The 17,719-nt window shown below is 67.3% G+C and carries 17 protein-coding genes; 10 read left to right on the top strand and 7 right to left on the bottom strand.

Annotated features, from left to right (window positions below; all coding sequences use genetic code 11):
• The coding region (locus tag KDH83_RS21640; RefSeq protein ID WP_212319674.1) for a fimbrial protein at nucleotides 1-906 on the top strand (906 nt) is incomplete at its 5' end.
• A gap of 94 nt (nucleotides 907-1,000) precedes the next feature.
• Nucleotides 1,001-2,830 (top strand): DNA helicase RecQ, encoded by a 1,830-nt coding sequence (recQ, locus tag KDH83_RS21635; protein WP_212319672.1) that lies wholly within the window; start codon nucleotides 1,001-1,003, stop codon nucleotides 2,828-2,830.
• Nucleotides 2,831-2,915: 85 nt separating this feature from the next.
• Here recQ and KDH83_RS21630 read toward each other — a convergent pair whose 3' ends face one another.
• On the bottom strand, nucleotides 2,916-3,971 hold the full coding sequence (locus KDH83_RS21630) for a cytochrome d ubiquinol oxidase subunit II (RefSeq protein ID WP_103272663.1): 1,056 nt from the start codon (nucleotides 3,969-3,971) through the stop codon (nucleotides 2,916-2,918).
• Nucleotides 3,968-5,311: a cytochrome ubiquinol oxidase subunit I gene (locus KDH83_RS21625; protein WP_212319670.1), complete on the bottom strand. Its 1,344-nt coding sequence runs from the start codon at nucleotides 5,309-5,311 to the stop codon at nucleotides 3,968-3,970. The genes KDH83_RS21630 and KDH83_RS21625 overlap by 4 nt, the downstream gene beginning before the upstream one ends.
• A gap of 153 nt (nucleotides 5,312-5,464) precedes the next feature.
• On the opposite strand from KDH83_RS21625, the gene KDH83_RS21620 reads away from it, so the two are divergent.
• From KDH83_RS21620 to minE, 4 genes are all read left to right on the top strand, one after another.
• Nucleotides 5,465-7,261, top strand: coding sequence for a glutamine--tRNA ligase/YqeY domain fusion protein (locus tag KDH83_RS21620; protein WP_212319668.1), 1,797 nt, complete (start codon nucleotides 5,465-5,467; stop codon nucleotides 7,259-7,261).
• 228 nt (nucleotides 7,262-7,489) lie between these two features.
• On the top strand, nucleotides 7,490-8,356 hold the full coding sequence (gene minC / locus KDH83_RS21615; RefSeq protein WP_212319666.1) for a septum site-determining protein MinC: 867 nt from the start codon (nucleotides 7,490-7,492) through the stop codon (nucleotides 8,354-8,356).
• A gap of 117 nt (nucleotides 8,357-8,473) precedes the next feature.
• A complete protein-coding gene (minD, locus tag KDH83_RS21610) occupies nucleotides 8,474-9,289 on the top strand; it encodes a septum site-determining protein MinD (protein WP_103272659.1) in 816 nt (271 codons plus the stop codon).
• Between the two features lie 3 nt (nucleotides 9,290-9,292).
• Complete coding sequence (gene minE, locus KDH83_RS21605; RefSeq protein WP_212319664.1) at nucleotides 9,293-9,565, top strand: cell division topological specificity factor MinE; 273 nt, start codon at nucleotides 9,293-9,295, stop codon at nucleotides 9,563-9,565.
• A 131-nt stretch (nucleotides 9,566-9,696) separates the two neighbouring features.
• On the opposite strand, the gene KDH83_RS21600 is transcribed toward minE, so the two are convergent.
• From KDH83_RS21600 to KDH83_RS21580, 5 genes are all read right to left on the bottom strand, one after another.
• A complete protein-coding gene (locus KDH83_RS21600) occupies nucleotides 9,697-9,924 on the bottom strand; it encodes a glycine zipper 2TM domain-containing protein (protein WP_103272657.1) in 228 nt (75 codons plus the stop codon).
• 191 nt (nucleotides 9,925-10,115) lie between these two features.
• Complete coding sequence (locus KDH83_RS21595) at nucleotides 10,116-10,649, bottom strand: isochorismatase family protein (RefSeq protein WP_212319662.1); 534 nt, start codon at nucleotides 10,647-10,649, stop codon at nucleotides 10,116-10,118.
• 111 nt (nucleotides 10,650-10,760) lie between these two features.
• Nucleotides 10,761-10,970, bottom strand: coding sequence for a type II toxin-antitoxin system VapB family antitoxin (locus KDH83_RS21590; RefSeq protein ID WP_212319660.1), 210 nt, complete (start codon nucleotides 10,968-10,970; stop codon nucleotides 10,761-10,763).
• A gap of 155 nt (nucleotides 10,971-11,125) precedes the next feature.
• The gene (gene ettA / locus KDH83_RS21585; RefSeq protein ID WP_212319659.1) at nucleotides 11,126-12,799 is read right to left on the bottom strand and encodes an energy-dependent translational throttle protein EttA; all 1,674 of its coding nucleotides are present in this window, start codon (nucleotides 12,797-12,799) and stop codon (nucleotides 11,126-11,128) included.
• Nucleotides 12,800-12,896: 97 nt separating this feature from the next.
• The gene (locus KDH83_RS21580; RefSeq protein WP_103272654.1) at nucleotides 12,897-13,850 is read right to left on the bottom strand and encodes a DMT family transporter; all 954 of its coding nucleotides are present in this window, start codon (nucleotides 13,848-13,850) and stop codon (nucleotides 12,897-12,899) included.
• 92 nt (nucleotides 13,851-13,942) lie between these two features.
• Here KDH83_RS21580 and KDH83_RS21575 point away from each other — a divergent pair, with 92 nt between their 5' ends.
• The 4 genes from KDH83_RS21575 to KDH83_RS21560 all read left to right on the top strand — a co-directional run.
• Nucleotides 13,943-14,740: a helix-turn-helix transcriptional regulator gene (locus KDH83_RS21575; RefSeq protein ID WP_212319657.1), complete on the top strand. Its 798-nt coding sequence runs from the start codon at nucleotides 13,943-13,945 to the stop codon at nucleotides 14,738-14,740.
• Between the two features lie 179 nt (nucleotides 14,741-14,919).
• The gene (locus tag KDH83_RS21570; RefSeq protein WP_212319655.1) at nucleotides 14,920-15,453 is read left to right on the top strand and encodes a hypothetical protein; all 534 of its coding nucleotides are present in this window, start codon (nucleotides 14,920-14,922) and stop codon (nucleotides 15,451-15,453) included.
• 185 nt (nucleotides 15,454-15,638) lie between these two features.
• Complete coding sequence (locus KDH83_RS21565) at nucleotides 15,639-16,874, top strand: urea ABC transporter substrate-binding protein (RefSeq protein WP_212319653.1); 1,236 nt, start codon at nucleotides 15,639-15,641, stop codon at nucleotides 16,872-16,874.
• A 58-nt stretch (nucleotides 16,875-16,932) separates the two neighbouring features.
• On the top strand, nucleotides 16,933-17,719 hold a 787-nt coding region (locus KDH83_RS21560; RefSeq protein ID WP_212319651.1), incomplete at its 3' end, for a branched-chain amino acid ABC transporter permease.

Raw genomic sequence — 17,719 nt, 5'->3', positions numbered from 1 at the left:
GCGCTGGACCTGGAAAGCGCCGACATCCCCCGCGGCCCGGTGATGGTGTACTCCGGCGTCTCGCGGCGCTCGCGCGCCTGGTTTTCCTCGGTCGGCGGACAAGGCGGGCTGCGCTATGGCGACCAGAACTGGACCTACCGCGACACCAGCGGCCCGGCCGTGGCGGTCGGCAACCTGAGTACCAACGCCCCCTCCTGGGGCAGCGCGGCGCCGGTCGGCGGCCTGCAGATCTCGAACTGGACAGGCTCGGGCGCCGCCTTGCCGGAAGGCCGCTTCGGCTACTCCTCGTCGGTCGGCCGGCTCAACCGCATGGCCCCCGGCGCCAGCTCCGGCGCCGTCGACTACGGCGCCTCGGTGGGCAGCGGCACGGTGCGCTACGGCCTGACGCCGGCGCTCACGGTCGAGGGCCAGATGCAGAGCGCGCCCACCCTCACCACCCGCGGCATGGGCACCACCTACCAGGCCGGCGACTACGGCACGATCCAGGCCGGCGCCACGCAAAGCTCCTTCGACACGGTCAACGCCTGGCGCTACCGCTTCGGCTACAACGTCGACGTGTCCGAGAACCTGAACCTGGGCTATACCAACGAACAGATCGGCGCCGGCTTCGGCGACCTGTCCAGTTACGGCGGCGGCGGCGTGGGCACCGCGCAGACCCGCAACACGCTGTCCGCCGGCGTGCCCATCCATGGCTGGGGCACGCTCAGCGGCACCTATTCCGGCTTGCGCGAAGGCACCACGCTGTCATCGCAGCGCGTCGGCCTGGCGCACAGCATGTTCGTGGCGCCGACCGTGAAGCTGGCGGTGGGAGCGGACCGCGACATCCTTACCGGCAATTACGAATGGCGCGCCAACCTGAGCATGCCGGTGGAGACCTTCATGCGCGGCACCTGGCTGCAGTGGTAGCCTCGGCCTCGCGGCGGACAGAAAAGTCACCCCCGGCGGCCGCCCGCCGGATTGGGGCTTAAAATCCCCGCCATGATGCTTCCGGCCTACCCCCATGTCTGACGCGCGCGCCCTTGAAATCCTGCAGCGCGTCTTCGGTTACGAATCCTTCCGCGGCGACCAGCAAGCCATCGTCGACCAGGTGATCGGCGGCGGCGACGCGCTCGTGCTCATGCCCACCGGCGGCGGCAAGTCGCTGTGCTACCAGATCCCCTCGCTGGTGCGCGAAGGCACCGGCATCGTCGTGTCGCCGCTGATCGCGCTGATGCAGGACCAGGTCGACGCGCTGACCGAACTCGGCGTGCGCGCCGCGTTCCTGAACTCGACCCAGGAATGGCAGGTCGCCCGCGACGTGGAGCGGGCCTTCCTGGCGGGCGAGCTGGACCTGCTGTACGTCGCGCCGGAACGCCTCTTGACCGACCGCTGCCTGCAGCTGCTGGAACGCGGCCGCATCGCGCTGTTCGCCATCGACGAAGCGCACTGCGTATCCCAATGGGGTCATGACTTCCGGCCGGAATACCTGGGCCTGTCCATGCTGCACGAGCGCTGGCCCGACGTGCCGCGCATCGCGCTGACGGCCACCGCCACCGCGGCCACCCGAAGCGAAATCGCGCAGCGCCTGTCGCTGGACGAGGCGCGCCATTTCGTCTCCAGCTTCGACCGCCCCAACATCCGCTACCGCATCGTCGAGAAGAACGAGGTGCGCAAGCAGCTGCTGGACATGATCCAGAACGAGCACGAAGGCGAATCGGGCGTGGTCTATTGCCTGTCGCGCGCCCGGGTCGAGGAAACCGCCGAATTCCTGTGCAACCAGGGCATCGACGCCATGCCCTACCACGCCGGCCTGAGCGCCCAGGTGCGCGCCACCAACCAGTCTCGCTTCCTGCGCGAGGACGGCGTGGTCATGGTGGCCACCATCGCCTTCGGCATGGGCATCGACAAGCCCGACGTGCGCTTCGTGGCTCACATCGACCTGCCCAAGTCGGTCGAAGGCTACTACCAGGAAACCGGCCGCGCCGGCCGCGACGGCCTGCCCGCCACGGCCTGGCTGGCCTACGGCCTGCAGGACGTGGTGCAGCAGCGCCGCATGATCGACGAATCGCCCGGCGAGGAAGCCTATCGCCGGCGCCTGGGCCAGCAACTCGACGCCATGCTGGGCCTGTGCGAGACGGTCGAATGCCGCCGCGTGCGGCTGCTGGCCTACTTCGGCCAGAACATCAGCGCCTGCGGCAACTGCGACGTCTGCCTGGACCCGCCGCAGGCCTGGGACGGCACGGTGGCGGCGCAGAAAGTGCTGTCGGCCGTGTACCGGCTATGGAAGGAACGCGGCCAGCGCTACGGCGCCGGCCACATCATCGATATTCTGCGCGGCAAGTCCACCGAGCGCACCAAGCAGCACGGCCACGAGACGCTGAGCGTCTTTGGCGTCGGCGCCGACCTGAGCGACACCGCCTGGCGCGGCGTGCTGCGCCAGCTGCTGGCGCAGGGCCTGCTGACGGTGGACAACGAGGGTTACGGCACGCTGGCGCTGACCGAAGGCAGCCGCGCCGTGCTCAAGGGCGAGCACCAGCTCATGCTGCGTCGCGAATCCGAAAAGAAGGGCCGCGCGAGCAAGACCGGCAGCGGGCGCGTCAAGGCCGCCACCGTGGACCTGCCGCCGGAGCTGCAACCGCTGTTCGAGGCGCTGCGCGCCTGGCGCGGCGAAGTGGCCAAGAGCCACGGCGTGCCGGCCTACGTCATCTTCCACGACGCCACGCTGCGCGAGATCGCGCTGGCCCAGCCCGAGACGCTGGACGCGCTCAGCCACATCAGCGGCGTGGGCGCGCGCAAGCTCGAAGCCTACGGCGAGGAAATCCTGCAGCGGGTGGCGCGCCCCATCGTCTGACGCCGTCAAAACGCAAGCGCGGCGCCTGGGCGCCGCGCTGTGCATGCCGCGCGGCAAGCGCCGCGCGCAGGTTTCGCGCCCCGGGTCAGGGCGACGGCGGCGGCAGCAGCGGCACGGGCGGCCGCTCCTTGCCGAACACCGAGCGGTACGCCAGGATGTTGAACACCAGCACCACCGGAATCCCGATCACCGCGCCCGCCATGACCAGCCGCATCGAACCCAGCGCGCCGGCGCCGTCCCACAGCGTCATGTCGTCCAGGATCAGGTAGGGGAACAGGCTGTAGGCCAGCCCGCACAGCATCAGCAGGAACAGCGCCACGCACAGCACGAAGGGCAGCCAGCTGAAACGGTCGGCCTGCCCCGGCAGCCGCGCCAGCAGCATTTCCGCCGCGACGAAGCCGCCCAGCATCAACACCCAGACCGTGGCCGCGAGGCTCAGATGGGCGATGTTGCTCCACTTGTAGAAGATGCCCGCGTTGGCCAGGCCCAGCGTCACCGCGATCGCCACCATGCCCACGGCCGTCCAGCGGATGGCGTGGCGGGCCCAGTTCGCGGCCCGGCGCTGCAGGTCGCCATCGACCCGCATCACCAGCCACGACGCGCCCAGCAGCACATAGGCCGCCACCGCGCACAGGCCCACGAACAGCGCGAACCAGCCATAGCCGGCGTCGGACTGGTAGCCCGTGGCGATGCGGCCCAGCAGCATGCCCTGGCCGAAGGCCGTCATCAGCGACCCTGCCCAGAAGGCGAAGATCCAGCGCGGCTTGTGTTCGTTGCGGGCGCGGATGCGAAATTCGAACGCCACGCTGCGCAGCACCACGCCCAGCACCATGAAGGTCAGCGGGCCATACAGCTTGCCCAGCACCGCGCCCCAGGCGAAGGGAAAGGCCGAGGCGAACAGGCCCATGCCCAGCAGCAGCCAGAACTCGTTGGCGTCGCGCCAGGGGCTGAGCAGGCTCATCATGCGGCCGCGCTCTTCGGCCGGCGCCAGTTGCAGCAGGATGCCCACGCCCAGGTCGAAGCCGTCCAGCACCACGCCGGCGGCGATCACCACGAACAGCAAGGCCATGAAGGCCAGCGGCATCCAGAACGAGGGATCGTCGGGATTGAGTCCTTGCGAAGCGGCCAGCATCGCGATCATTGCGCACCTCCGCCCAGTTTGCGCACCGGCACGACGCCGTAGCGCGCCGCGTGGAACAGCATGCCGGCGAACGCGGCCAGCAACAGCGCGTACAGCAGGCCGTAGCCGATCAGGCCGTACAGCACCGCGCCGGACGAGGCCGTGCCCAGCACCTCCGTCTGCGTGATGGTGCCGTTCACCACGAAGGGCTGCAGGCCGATGATCGACACCCACCAGCCCGCCACCACCGCGATGCCGCCCGAGAACATCATGCCGCACAGCGTCCGCAGCCACCCGCGCGGCAGGCTGGACGGATCCAGCCCGCGCCGCCAGGTCCACATCAGCGTGACGCAGGACGCGACCAGCATCAGCAGTCCCAGCCCGACCGCCACGCGCAGCGACCAGAAGGTCAGCGCCACGGGCGGCAGCATGCCGGAATACTTGTCCAGTCCTTGGAAGGAGCCGTCGTCGTTGCGATGCAGCCAGCGGCCGCCGGCATTGGAGATGGCCAGTTCGGCCTGGTTCTGGTGCGACAGCGCATCCGGCCAGGCGAACAGCACCAGGCTGGGCTTGGCGCCGCTTTCCCAGTAGCCCGCCGCGGCGGCGGCCTTGGCCGGCTGGTACTTGGCCATCACCTGCGCCGCGCCCACGGCCGCGGGCCCTTGCAGCAAGGCGGCGGCGGCGGCGATGACCAGCGCGGCCTTGAAGGCGCAGCGCTCGCCGTCGCCCAGCGGCCGGCGCAGCGCCTGCAGCGCCGTCACGCCGATGATCAGGAACGCGGCCGCCAGGGCCGAGCCCAGCGCCACCTGCGCCATGCGCCAGCCGATCGACGGATTGAACACCACGGCCGACCAGTCGTAGACCTGGTAGCGGCCATCCACCAGCAGCGCGCCGTCGGGCGTCTGCATCCACGATTGCAGGGCCAGCACCCAGAACACCGCCACCATCTGGCCCACCGCCACCATCAGCACCGCCAGCGTATGGGCGCCGTCGGACACGCGGCGCTGGCCGAACAGCATGACGCCCAGGAAGCAGGACTTGAGGATGAAGACGGACAGGATGCCGTAGCCCAGCAACGGACCGGCCACGTTGCCGATCTTGTCCATCAGGCCCGCCCACAGGCTGCCGAGCTGGATCAGCACCGGCACGCTGGCCGCCAGCGTCAGCACGAAGGACAGGGCGAAGATGCGAACCCAGAAGCGATAGGCGGCGGTCCAGCCGCCGTTGCCGCTCATGCGGGCGCGCAGCTTGAAGAACAGCAGGATCCAGGCCAGCGCCAGGGCGACGGACAGGAACAGCGCCAGGAAACTCAGACTGGTCACGAACTGCGCACGGGCCAGTGATAGAGTGGATATATCCATGATGCCAACAGGGTAGACAGGCCCATAAGTGTAGAGCCTGTCCCCGGAAGATGGGAGCCATTTGCAACCCGGCTTGACCAGCCCCCGGAGGCCCTCCTTGCGGATCATGGCAAAATTGACGCTTTGTCGCCGCTTTTTCCTATTCTTTCAAGAATGACTTCCGCCCCGACGCCGCCTTCCTCGCCGACTCCGGCCGCCGCCGCCCCCGCGGCCGCGTCCAATTTCCTGCTGAACATCGTCACGGACGATCTCCAGGCCAACCGCTACCAGGACAAGCGCTGGGCGGGCAAGCCCGGCCCGGCGGCGGTACAGCAGCAGGGTCAGCCCGACCCGGCCCGGATCCGCACGCGCTTCCCGCCGGAGCCCAACGGCTACCTGCACATCGGCCACGCCAAGAGCATCTGCGTGAACTTCGGCCTGGCGCGCGACTTCGGCGGCGTCTGCCACCTGCGCTTCGACGACACCAATCCCGAGAAGGAAGACCAGGAGTACGTCGACGCCATCATCGAGGCCGTGCACTGGCTGGGCTTCGACTGGAAGGCCGACGGCAACGACAACCTGTATTTCGCCAGCGACTACTTCGGCTACATGTACGAGTTCGCCGAAGCGCTGATCGAAGCCGGCCACGCCTACGTGGACGCGCAGAGCGCCGACGAGATCCGCGCCAACCGCGGCACGCTGACCGAGCCGGGCATCAACTCGCCCTGGCGCGACCGCCCCGCCGCCGAATCGCTGGCGCTGCTGCGCGAGATGCGCGACGGCAAGCATCCTGACGGCAGCCTGGTGCTGCGCGCCAAGATCAACATGGCCTCGCCCAACATCAACCTGCGCGACCCGGTCATGTACCGCGTGCGCCACGCCCATCACCACCGCACCGGCGACAAGTGGTGCATCTACCCGATGTACAGCTGGGCCCACCCGGTCGAGGACGCGCTCGAAGGCATCACGCACAGCGTCTGCACGCTGGAATTCGAAGACCAGCGCCCGTTCTACGACTGGATCCTGGCGCGCCTGGCCGAGCTGGGCAAGCTGGCGCAGCCGCTGCCGCGCCAGTACGAATTCGCCCGCCTGAACCTGAGCTACATCGTCACCAGCAAGCGCAAGCTGCTGCAGCTGGTGCGCGAAGGCCATGTCGACGGCTGGGACGATCCCCGCATGCCCACCATCTTCGGCCTGCGCCGCCGCGGCTACACCGCGTCGTCGATCCGCCTGTTCTGCGACCGCACCGCCGTGTCCAAGTCCGACTCGCGCATCGACTACAGCCTGCTGGAGCAGGCCGTGCGCGACGACCTGGATCCGGTGGCCGCGCGCTCGGTGGCGGTGCTGGACCCGCTCAAGCTGGTCATCACCAACTACCCCGAGGGCCAGAGCGAAACCTGCACGGCGCCGCGCAATCCGCACGACCCCGAGGCCGGCCATCGCGAATTCCCGCTGACGCGCGAACTCTGGATCGAGCGCGACGACTTCCGCGAGGAAGCGCCGAAGAAGTACTTCCGCCTGTTCCCCGGCAACACCGTGCGCCTGAAATACGGCTATGTGGTGCGCTGCACCGGCTTCACCAAGAACGAGGCCGGCGAGGTCGTGGAAGTCCAGGCCGAATACCTGCCGGACACCAAGAGCGGCACGCCGGGCGCCGACAGCGTCAAGGTCAAGGGCAACATCACCTGGGTCAGCGCCGCGCATGCCGTGCCCGCGCAGATCCACCTGTATGACCGCCTGTTCGCCGACCCGCGTCCGGACGGCGGCGACAAGGACTTCCTGACCTGCCTGAACCCGAACTCCAAGCAGACCGTCACGGCCTGGCTGGAACCGGGCACCGTGGCGACGCCGGGCGCGACCTGGCAGTTCGAGCGCCTGGGCTACTTCACGGCGGACCTGAAGGAATCGACGGCGGAAAATCCCGTCCTCAACCGCGTCGTCACCCTGCGCGACTCCTGGGCGCAAGGCTGATTCCGGTTGCTTCGGCCAAAGGGCGCCTGCGGGCGCCCTTTTTGCATCTCCGAGGCCCGACCGGGCCGTCGAGGCAAGCGTCCGGGCCGGCGGCAAAAGGCGGAAAACACCCCGATTTCCCCTGAGCCAAACCGGAAGAAACCGCCCCCGGCGGGTTATCATGCCCGACATCCGCGCGCCGGCGGAACGGGCCCTTTTTCCCGTGCCCGGCCGCCGTCCCACACCAAGATGAACACTGAATCCCTAGCCCTGGACTTCAAGAGCGCCACCCTGTATGCGATCCGGGTGGTCCTGCACAGCGCCGATCCCGAGCGCCTGAGCGCCGCGCTGGCCAAGCGCATGGCCGACGCCGGCAGCTTCTTCGAGAACGAACCCGTGGTGGTCGACGCCAGCCGCGTCGAGGAAGCCATCGACTGGCCGGCGCTGATCGCCGCGCTGCGCGGACACAACCTGCCGCCCATCGGCGTGGTGGCCGAAGGCGCCAACCTGGAAGCGGCCCGCAAGGCGGGCCTGACGCCCGTGGAACTGCCCACGCCGGCCCCGCGTCCCGCCCAGGCGGTGGACATGGCCCCGGCCAATGACGTCTCCACGCCGGTGCCCTCGATCCAGGCTGCCGCCGTGACGACCGCGCCCGCGCCCAGCGACACCGCCGAGCCCGCGCCCGCCGGCAAGGCCGCGCCCTCGCCCAACCCCATGCCGGAACGCGAGGCCGCCAGCGCCACCTCGGCGCCTGCCCCGACCGCCTTCGCGCCGCACTCATCGTCGGCGCTGGTCATCACCAAGCCGCTGCGCTCGGGCCAGCGCGTCTATGCGCGCCACACCGACCTGGTGGTCATCGGCATGGTCAGCCAGGGCGCCGAGGTCATCGCCGACGGCAACGTGCATGTGTACGGCCCGCTGCGCGGCAAGGCCATGGCGGGCGCGCGCGGCGATGCCACGGCCCGCATCTTCACCACGCACCTGGACGCCGAGCTGCTGGCCGTGGCCGGCGTGTATCGCGTGGTCGAAGACAAGCTCGACCGCTCGCTGCACAACCAGCCGGCGCTGATCCGGCTGGACGGCGACACGCTGCGCATCGAGGCCCTGAAGGCCTGACGCAACATCCGATTCGCGCAAGAGCGCAAATCAACTACACACATTCTGTAAGAAGCCTTACACGGGCTTTTTGCTTTACGATAACGCGATTTATTCGAACATAAGGGTTTGATCGTCATGACACGCATCGTTGTGGTGACTTCCGGCAAAGGCGGCGTGGGCAAGACCACGACCAGCGCCAGTTTTTCCGCGGGACTCGCGATGCGGGGCCACAAGACCGCTGTCATCGACTTCGACGTCGGCCTGCGCAACCTGGATCTCATCATGGGTTGCGAACGGCGCGTGGTGTACGACTTCGTCAACGTGATCCAGGGCGAAGCCACGCTGAATCAGGCCCTGATCAAGGACAAGCAGCTCGAGAACCTGTTCATCCTGCCGGCGTCGCAGACCCGCGACAAGGACGCGCTGACCCAGGAAGGCGTGGAAAAGGTCATCAACGACCTGAAGGAAATGGGCTTCGAATACATCGTCTGCGATTCGCCGGCCGGCATCGAGACCGGCGCGCTGATGGCCGCCTACTTCGCCGATGATGCCATCGTCGTGACCAACCCCGAAGTCTCGTCCGTGCGCGACTCCGACCGCATCCTGGGCATCCTGGCCGCCAAGTCCAAGCGCGCCGTGGAAGGCAACGAGCCGGTCAAGGAATTCCTGCTGCTCACGCGCTACAACCCCAAGCGCGTGGTCGACGGTGAGATGCTGTCGCTGACCGACATCGAGGACATCCTGCGCATCAAGCTGATCGGCGTAATCCCCGAATCCGAAGCCGTGCTGCAGGCGTCCAACCAGGGCCTGCCGGCCATCCACCTGAAAGACACCGACGTGTCCGAAGCCTACAAGGACGTCGTCGCCCGCTATCTGGGCGAAGACAAGGCCCTGCGCTTCACCGACTACGAAAAGCCCGGTTTCCTGAAACGCCTGTTCGGAGGCAAGTAAGCAATGTCCTTCCTGTCGTTTCTGCTCGGTCAAAAGAAAACGTCCGCCTCCGTCGCCAAGGAGCGGCTGCAGATCATCCTGGCCCACGAGCGGGGCCGCGGCGATTCGCCCGACTACCTGCCGCAGCTGCAGCAGGAACTCATCGCCGTGATCTCCAAGTACGTCAAGATCAACCCCGAGGACATCAAGGTGCACCTGGAACGCCAGGACACGCTGGAAGTCCTGGAAGTGAAGATCGAGATGCCGCAAAGCGAGACCTCGAGCCCCAACGCTTGACGCCCGCCGGCGGGATCGCAAGTTCCCGCCCGCGCGCAGCGGAGCGCGGCCGCCACGCGGCGGCTGGCCAAAGAAAAACGCCCGGCATCGCCGGGCGTTTTTTCATGGGTGGCCGGAATGCGGTCGCCGCATCAGCGCCGCTTGCCGACCTGGTCGCCGATCACGCCGCCGATGGCCGCGCCGCCGACCGTGCCGAGGATGCCGCCGTTGGTGATCACCGCGCCGGCCACGCCGCCCAACGCGGCACCGCCCACGGTGCTTTTCTGACGATGGCTCATGCTGTCCCACGACGAGCAGCCCGCCATGGTGACAGCCAGCGCGGTCGCCGCGCAGATCTTGGTGATGGATGCGATTTTCATGATGGGACTCCTGTTCTTGTTCCCGGAAAAGCGCTGGATCCTGCTGGTTGCGAGCGCGCGCTTCCCTCTTGGGTTGGAGCCTTCAGGATCGCAAAATATTCGCCTCGGCGCTGTGAGGTTTGCCCAGGAATTGTGTCAAACAGCGAGATAATCTTTGCGTTCCCTGGGGACAATGTTGCAGCCGGGGGCTGCTATTTGACCAGACGTAACACATCGCGGAAGCGCGCGTGCTCGCAGGTTTCCATCCACTCGAAGATCGCCATTTCGGTGGTGACGATATCCGCGCCATGCGCCCGCGCGCGGCGCAGCGCCGCATGATGGTCGGACGGCTTGCGCGAGCCCGCCGCATCGGACACCAGCACGGCGCGATAGCCCAGTTCGGTCAGACCGATCACGGTCTGCAGCACGCAGATGTGCGCCTCGCAGCCGGTCACCAGCACGGTCTTGCGCGCGGCCGGCAGCCAGCCTTCGAAGCCCGGCTCGCGCGCCGACGAAAAGTGCATTTTCTGGAAGGTCGATTGCACCAGCTCGGCCAGCGGCGCCACGGTCACGCCCAGCATCTTGCTGTGATGCTCGGTGGCGACCACCGGCACCTCCAGCAGCCGCGCGGCCTGGGCCAGCTTGACGTTGGCCGCCAGCACCGCGTCACCGTCGTGGATCACGGGCATCAGGCGGCCCTGCATGTCGACGATGAGCAGGGTGGAATCGGAGGCGGGCAGCAGCATGGGGGGATCTCCAGGAAAGCGGGCGCGGCAGCGAGCGCCGCACGGTTGACTTAATGATATCGCGGCGCCCGGCGATGGCCGAGTGAGTGGCTACAGGTGAAAACTGAAAGATCACTCGGGATCATCGCGGATTGCCCCTGGCCGTCTCGGGATGGCATTCAGGGTAAGCGAACTTTCTCCCAAGCCGGCGAGGCGTTTGGCGGCCTCTTTCTGCACGAGTTGCCTCAACGCGCTTTGCACAAGCGCTGACGTAGCCTGGATCCCCGTGTAAGCGCGCGCCAATTCAAGCAACTCGTCGTCCAGCGTCACGGTGGCGCGCATGTCGATCTCCTGCATGGCGAGTGAATAGGGATGCACCTCAAACGAGGCGGGCCTTCATTCCACCATCCAAAAAAAATCCCGGCACGAACGGGCCGGGATTTTCGGACTGCCTAACAGGACGCCTTACTTCAAGGACACCCTGCTTCAAGAACGCCTTACTTCAGCGCCTTGTACCGCAGGCGCTTGGGCTTGGCGCCCTCGTCGCCCAGGCGGCGCTTCTTGTCGGCTTCGTATTCCTGGTAGTTGCCGTCAAAGAACACGACTTGCGAGTCGCCTTCGAACGCCAGGATGTGCGTGGCGATGCGGTCCAGGAACCAGCGATCGTGGCTGATGACCATGACGCTGCCGGGGAACTCCAGCAGCGCGTCTTCCAGCGCGCGCAGCGTTTCGACGTCCAGGTCGTTGGACGGTTCGTCCAGCAGCAGCACGTTGCCGCCGGCGATCAGCGTCTTGGCCATGTGCAGGCGGCCGCGTTCGCCGCCGGACAGCTGGCCCACGACCTTGTTCTGGTCGCCGCCCTTGAAGTTGAAGCGGCCCAGGTAGGCGCGCGAGGACATCTCGAACTTGCCCACCGTCAGCAGGTCGGCGCCGTCGGCCACGGCGTCGAACACGGTCTTCTTGTCTTCCAGCGCGTCGCGCGACTGGTCGACATAGGCCAGCTTGACGGTCTGGCCGATATTGACCTCGCCCGAATCCGGCTGCTCGCGGCCCGCGATCATGCGGAACAGCGTCGATTTACCGGCGCCGTTGGCGCCGATGATGCCGACGATGGCGCCCGGCGGGATCTTGAAGCTGAGGTTGTCGATCAGCAGGCGGTCGCCATAGGCCTTGCTGACGTTGTTGAATTCGATGACCTCGTTGCCCAGGCGCTCGCCCACCGGAATGAAGATTTCCTGGGTTTCGTTGCGCTTCTGGTATTCGTAGGACGACAGTTCCTCGAAGCGGGCCAGGCGCGCCTTGGCCTTGGCCTGACGGCCCTTCGGGTTCTGGCGCACCCACTCCAGTTCCTTCTTGATGGTCTTCTGGCGGGCCGACTCGGAGGCCTCTTCCTGCTTGAGGCGGTCTTCCTTCTGCTCCAGCCAGGAGCTGTAGTTGCCCTTCCACGGAATGCCGTAGCCGCGGTCCAGTTCCAGGATCCATTCGGCGGCGTTGTCCAGGAAGTAGCGATCGTGGGTCACGCCCACCACGGTGCCGGGGAACTTGTGCAGGAACTGCTCCAGCCACTCCACGCTTTCGGCGTCCAGGTGGTTGGTGGGCTCGTCCAGCAGCAGCATGTCGGGCTTGGACAGCAGCAGGCGGCACAGCGCCACGCGGCGCTTCTCGCCGCCGGACAGCTTGCCGACGATGGCGTCCCAGGGCGGCAGGCGCAGCGCGTCGGCGGCGATTTCCATCTGGTGCTCGATGTCGTCGGCGCCGCTGGAGGCGGCGGCGGCGATGATGGCTTCAAGCTCGGCCTGCTCGGCGGCCAGCGCGTCGAAATCAGCGTCCGGCTCGGCATAGGCGGCATAGACCTCGTCCAGGCGCTTCTTGGCCGTGACCACCGCGCCCAGGCCTTCCTCGACGGCCTGGCGCACCGTGTGCTCGGGGTTGAGCTGCGGTTCCTGCGGCAGGTAGCCGATGTTCAGGCCCGGCATGGGGATGGCTTCGCCTTCGATCTCGCGGTCCACGCCCGCCATGATCTTCAGCAGCGTCGACTTGCCCGAGCCGTTCAGGCCCAGCACGCCGATCTTGGCGCCAGGAAAAAACGAAAGGGAGATGTCGCGCAGGATCTGCCGCTTCGGCGGCACGATCTTGCCGACGCGGTTCATGGTGTAGACGTATTGGGCCATGGGCTCGTATCGGATATGAGACTGGGAAACCGTCGATTGTAGGCCGGAACCCTTGCGGGCGCGCGACAGCGGCCGCGCGCCGTTGAGCGCGCCCGTCTCAGGACGATTTGCACAGGGACGGATCCTGCTCCGCCGCCTTGCGCCGCGCCTTCGCGGGCCGCCCCACGCGCATCTGCGCCAGCATCACGCCGGCCAGCGCCATGGCGCCGCCGACCAGGTGGAACAGGTGCGGCTTTTCGCCCAGGAAGGTGGCGGCGATCGCCACGGTGACCACCGGCATCACGTTCAGGAAGATGCTGGCGCGGTTCGGCCCCAGATGGCGCACGCCCTGGATCCACAGGAACGGCGCGAACAGCGACGGGAACACGCCGGCGTACAGCACCAGCGGCAGGTTGTCGGCATTGAGCGGCGACGGCGGCGCCAGCAGGAAGGTCGGCAGCAGGAACAGCGTGCCGAAGGCGATCTGCGCGTACAGCGATTGCCACGGCCCCAGCGGCAGCGCCCACAGCCTCAGCAGCACGCCATACAGCGCATAGGCCAGCGCCGCCACGCCCATCAGCAGGTCGCCCGGATTGGCGCCCACCTGCAGCAGCCGGGCCGGGTCGCCCTCGCCGATCAGCAGCGACAGGCCGGCCAGCGACACCAGCCCGCCCAGCAGCGCCATCAGCGTGGGCCGCTCGCGCAGCACCAGCGCGCTGACCACGATGGTGAGCAGCGGGATCATGGCGGTGATGATGCCCATGTTGGTGGCGGTGGTGGTCGACGCGGCCACATAGGCCAGCCCCTGGTACAGCGCCATCGCCAGGCCGCCCAGCACGGCCAGCTTGGGCCAGTGGCGCAGGATCTGGGCGCGCTGCGCCCAGGCGCCCGGCAAGGCGAAGGGCGTGAGCAGCGCGCCGGCCAGCGCCCAGCGGTAGAAGCCGATGGCGGCGGGCGCGATCAGGCCGGCGGACATCTTGGTGACGATCATGTTGACCGACCAGATCAGGGCCGCCAGCAGCGGGAAGAACAGGTAACGGGCGGGAGGATGGGAAACGGAAGCTTGCTGCATGATGCGCTCTTGCGGGAACGAGCGCTCAGTGTAGGACTTGTCTGACTCCAGGCATATAATGAATTTCAGACAAGACACGCTCGAATCCGGACATGGACCCCGCTACCTCCGCCCAGCTGGCCAGCCACCTGCCCTACCCGCTGGCCTGCCGCATCCTGCATTTCACGCCGCATTCCAGCATGGCGCGCCACCGCTCCGATTGGGGCGAACTGAACTTCGCGATCTCCGGCATCATGGAGATCGGCATCGAAGGCGTGCTGTACCTGTCGCCGCCGCAGTACGCCATCTGGATACCGCCGGGCGTGTCCCATTGCTGCCAGAACGAGGGCGAGGTCCACTACGCCTGCATCGACATTCCGGCGGCGGCCTGCGCCAGTCTGCCGACCGCTCCCTGCACGCTGGAGATCAGCCCCGTCATGCGCGCCGTGCTGGCCGATTTCGAGCGGCGCGGCATCACCTATCCGGATACGCCGGAAGACCGGCGCATGGCGCAGGTGGTGATCGACCAGACGCGCCAGGCGCGCGCCTACGCCAGCTATCTGCCGTCCACCACCGAGCTGCCGCTGGCCCCGATCCTGGCGGCGCTGCAGCGCGAGCCCGGCGACAAGCGCGGCGCGGCGCACTGGGCCGCCAGCGCCGGCATCACCGAGCGCACGCTGCTGCGCCACTGCCAGCAGCATCTGGGCATGTCGTTCAACGACTGGCGCCAGCGGCTGCGCGTGGTCAGCGCGCTGGGCATGCTGGACGCGGGACTGCCGGTGCAGGACGTCGCGCGCCGGCTCGGCTACAGCACGCCCTCGGCGTTCATCGCCATGTTCCAACGGCTGACCGGGGAATCGCCCGACAGCGCGCGGCGTCGCAGCGGCGACGCGCCGCGGGCATCGCCGTAGGACATTGCGCGCCATCCGCCGCCCCTGGCTGGCGGCGCGCCCCCTGCGAACCGCGTCATCCACGCGTCCGATGCAAGGCATGGCCGAACGCGCGACAATAGCGCCTGACTCGAATCCCCAAGCTACTCAATCTCATGCTGCGCCGCGCCCTCATGGCGCGGGCGCGCCCAGGAATCCTCATGTCCGCCTCCGCCACGCCTCCCGCCTCCTTGACCCGTTTCAGCTCGACCGAGCTGGACATGCTGGCCAAGACGGCCGACGCCCTCAGCGCCTTCCTGGGCAAGCCCGTGCTGGCCGAAGTCGTGCTGGGCGAGGAAGGCACCGAATGGGTGACTTTCGGCGTGCCGCTGGACGAGAAGGCCGAAGCCGACGAATCCCAGGTCCACGTGCAGCTGGGCGGCACGGGCGCGCGCCTGCTGGGCAACCGCGGCGGCCTGCCGCCGGCCGACGACGACACCTACGACTGCCTGTACCTGTGGGCCATCCAGATCACGCTCGGCGAGGGCGAGCGCTTCGTCAAGCTGGACCATGATGGCGAGGAGTCCGCCTGGTCGGACAGCCTGGAAGACGTGCTGCCCTTCGCGCTGACCGAGGATCCTGACCTGGCGCAGGACGACGAGGATGAAGAGGACGAAGACGATGAGGACGATGGCGACGACCTCGACGGCCACGCGCATCCGCACGACTGCGACGATCCCGACCATCGCCACTGAATGCGCGACGGCTTCAGCGTTTTCCCTGTATTGACCGTGCAACTTTCCGATCGGTAGTATCCAGCCATCATTCCTGCCGCGCGCCAACGATGTCGGCGGCGGGATACGGCACCGAAGCCCTCAACGAGCCTTGCGCTCGTTGAGGGCTTTTTTTCGTCCCGACGTTCCGTGAAGGAGAGCGCATCATGCTGTATCACAGTTCAAGACCGCTGCGTACGGCATTGGCCGCCGCACTGAGCCTGTCCGCCTCGATGGCGCTGGCCGCCGATCCCGTCAAGCTCGGATTGCTGGAAGACGCATCCGGCAATTTCGCCATCGCCACCATCGGCAAGATCCACGCGACCGAGCTCGCGGTCGAGGAAATCAACGCCAAGGGCGGCATCCTGGGCCGCCCCATCAAGCTCATCGCCTACGACACGCAATCGGACAACACCAAGTTCCAGGAACTGGCGCGCCGGCTGATCCAGACCGACAAGGCCGACGTCATCTTCGGCGGCTTCTCCAGCGCCTCGCGCGAAGCCATACGCCCGATCATGGACCGGGCCAAGCAGCTCTACTGGTACAACAATCAATACGAAGGCGGCGTCTGCGACAGCAACGTCTTCGTCACCGGCGCGGTGCCCGAGCAGCAGTTCTCCACGCTCATTCCGTGGATGATGGAAAAGTACGGCAAGCGCGTGTACACCATCGCCGCGGACTACAACTTCGGGCAGATCTCGGCAGAATGGGTGCGCGACATCGTCAAGCGCAACGGCGGCGAAATGGTGGGCGAGGAGTTCATTCCGCTGAGCGTCTCGCAGTTCGGCCAGACCATCCAGAACATCCAGAAGGCCAAGCCCAGTTTCGTCATGACCCTGCTGGTCGGCGCCAACCAGGCGTCCTACTACGAGCAACAGGCGGCCGCCAACCTGAACCTGCCCATGGGCAGCTCCGTCAACGTCGGCCAGGCCTACGAGCACAAGCGCTTCAAGGCCCCCGCGCTGAAGGACATGCACGTCACCGCCAACTATGTGGAAGAGGTCGACTCGCCGGCCAGCGCCGCCTTCAAGCAGCGCTTCCGCGCCAAGTTCCCGAACGAGCCCTACATCAACCAGGAGGCGGCCAACGCCTATGACGCGGTGTATCTGTACAAGGCGGCGGTCGAACGCGCCAAGTCCACCGACCAGCAACTGGTGCGCAAGGCGCTGGAAGAAGGCGGCATCTGCACCGACGGGCCATCGGGCAAGGTCTGCATCGATCCGAAGAGCCATCACCTGAGCCACACCATCTACCTCGTCCGCGTCAAGGACGACCATTCCGTCGAGATCCCAAAGGTCTGGAACGACGTGCAGCCCTACTGGCTGGGCGAAGCGGGATGCAATCTGCCCGCCAAGCCCGACCAGAAGCAATACACGCCATCCAATCCGCCCAAGAAGTCCTGAAGCCTTGCGGCCCGCCGGCGCATCGCCGGCGGGCCGCGACGAATGAAGCGAGTCGGTCATGACGGTCATTTCGGCAATCTATTCGGTGGTCTACCAGTTCGGCGACAACTTCGCCTACCTGGTCCTGGCGGCGCTCGGGCTGGCCGTGATATTCGGCCTGATGGGCGTCATCAACCTCGCACACGGCGAATTCATCATGTGCGGCGCCTACGTCACCATCCTCTGCGCCAAGCGCGGCGTACCCCTGCCCGTCGCCATGCTGCTGGGCGCCCTGGCGGCGGGCGCGGCCGGCGCGCTGATCGAACGGCTGTTCATCCGGCGCCTGTACGGACGCCTGTTCGATTCCGTGGTCGCCACCTGGGCCATCAGCCTCATCGTGCAACAGACCATGCTGCTGCTGGCCGGGCCCTCGATCGAAGGCATCGCCACGCCGTTCGGCTCGTTCACGCTGGGCGAGTATTCCTTCTCGACCTATCGCGCCGTGCTGCCGCTGGTGGCGCTGACGGTGCTGGCGGCGCTGTACGGGCTGTTCTTCCATACCCGCTACGGCGTGCGCGCCCGCGCCACCATGCAGAACCCGGACATGGCACGGTGCCTGGGCCTGCGCACCGACAGGCTGTATACCTTGACCTTCGTGCTGGGCGCCGCGCTGGCGGGCCTGACCGGCGCGCTCTACGCGCCCACCATGACCGCGGTGCCGACCATGGGCACCAGCTTCATCGTGCAGGCATTCGTATCGGTGGTGGTGGGCGGCGCCAATGTGCTGGCGGGCACCGCGCCCGCGGCGGCGGTGCTGGCAGCGATCCAGACGACGCTGTCCGCGGGCTATGGCCAGCTGTTCGGAC

Source organism: Achromobacter sp. Marseille-Q0513 (genome assembly GCF_018195695.1).
GTDB lineage: Bacteria > Pseudomonadota > Gammaproteobacteria > Burkholderiales > Burkholderiaceae_B > Achromobacter.
Note: the sequence above shows the minus strand (reverse complement) of the source record. Positions and strands in the feature narration are given on the sequence as shown.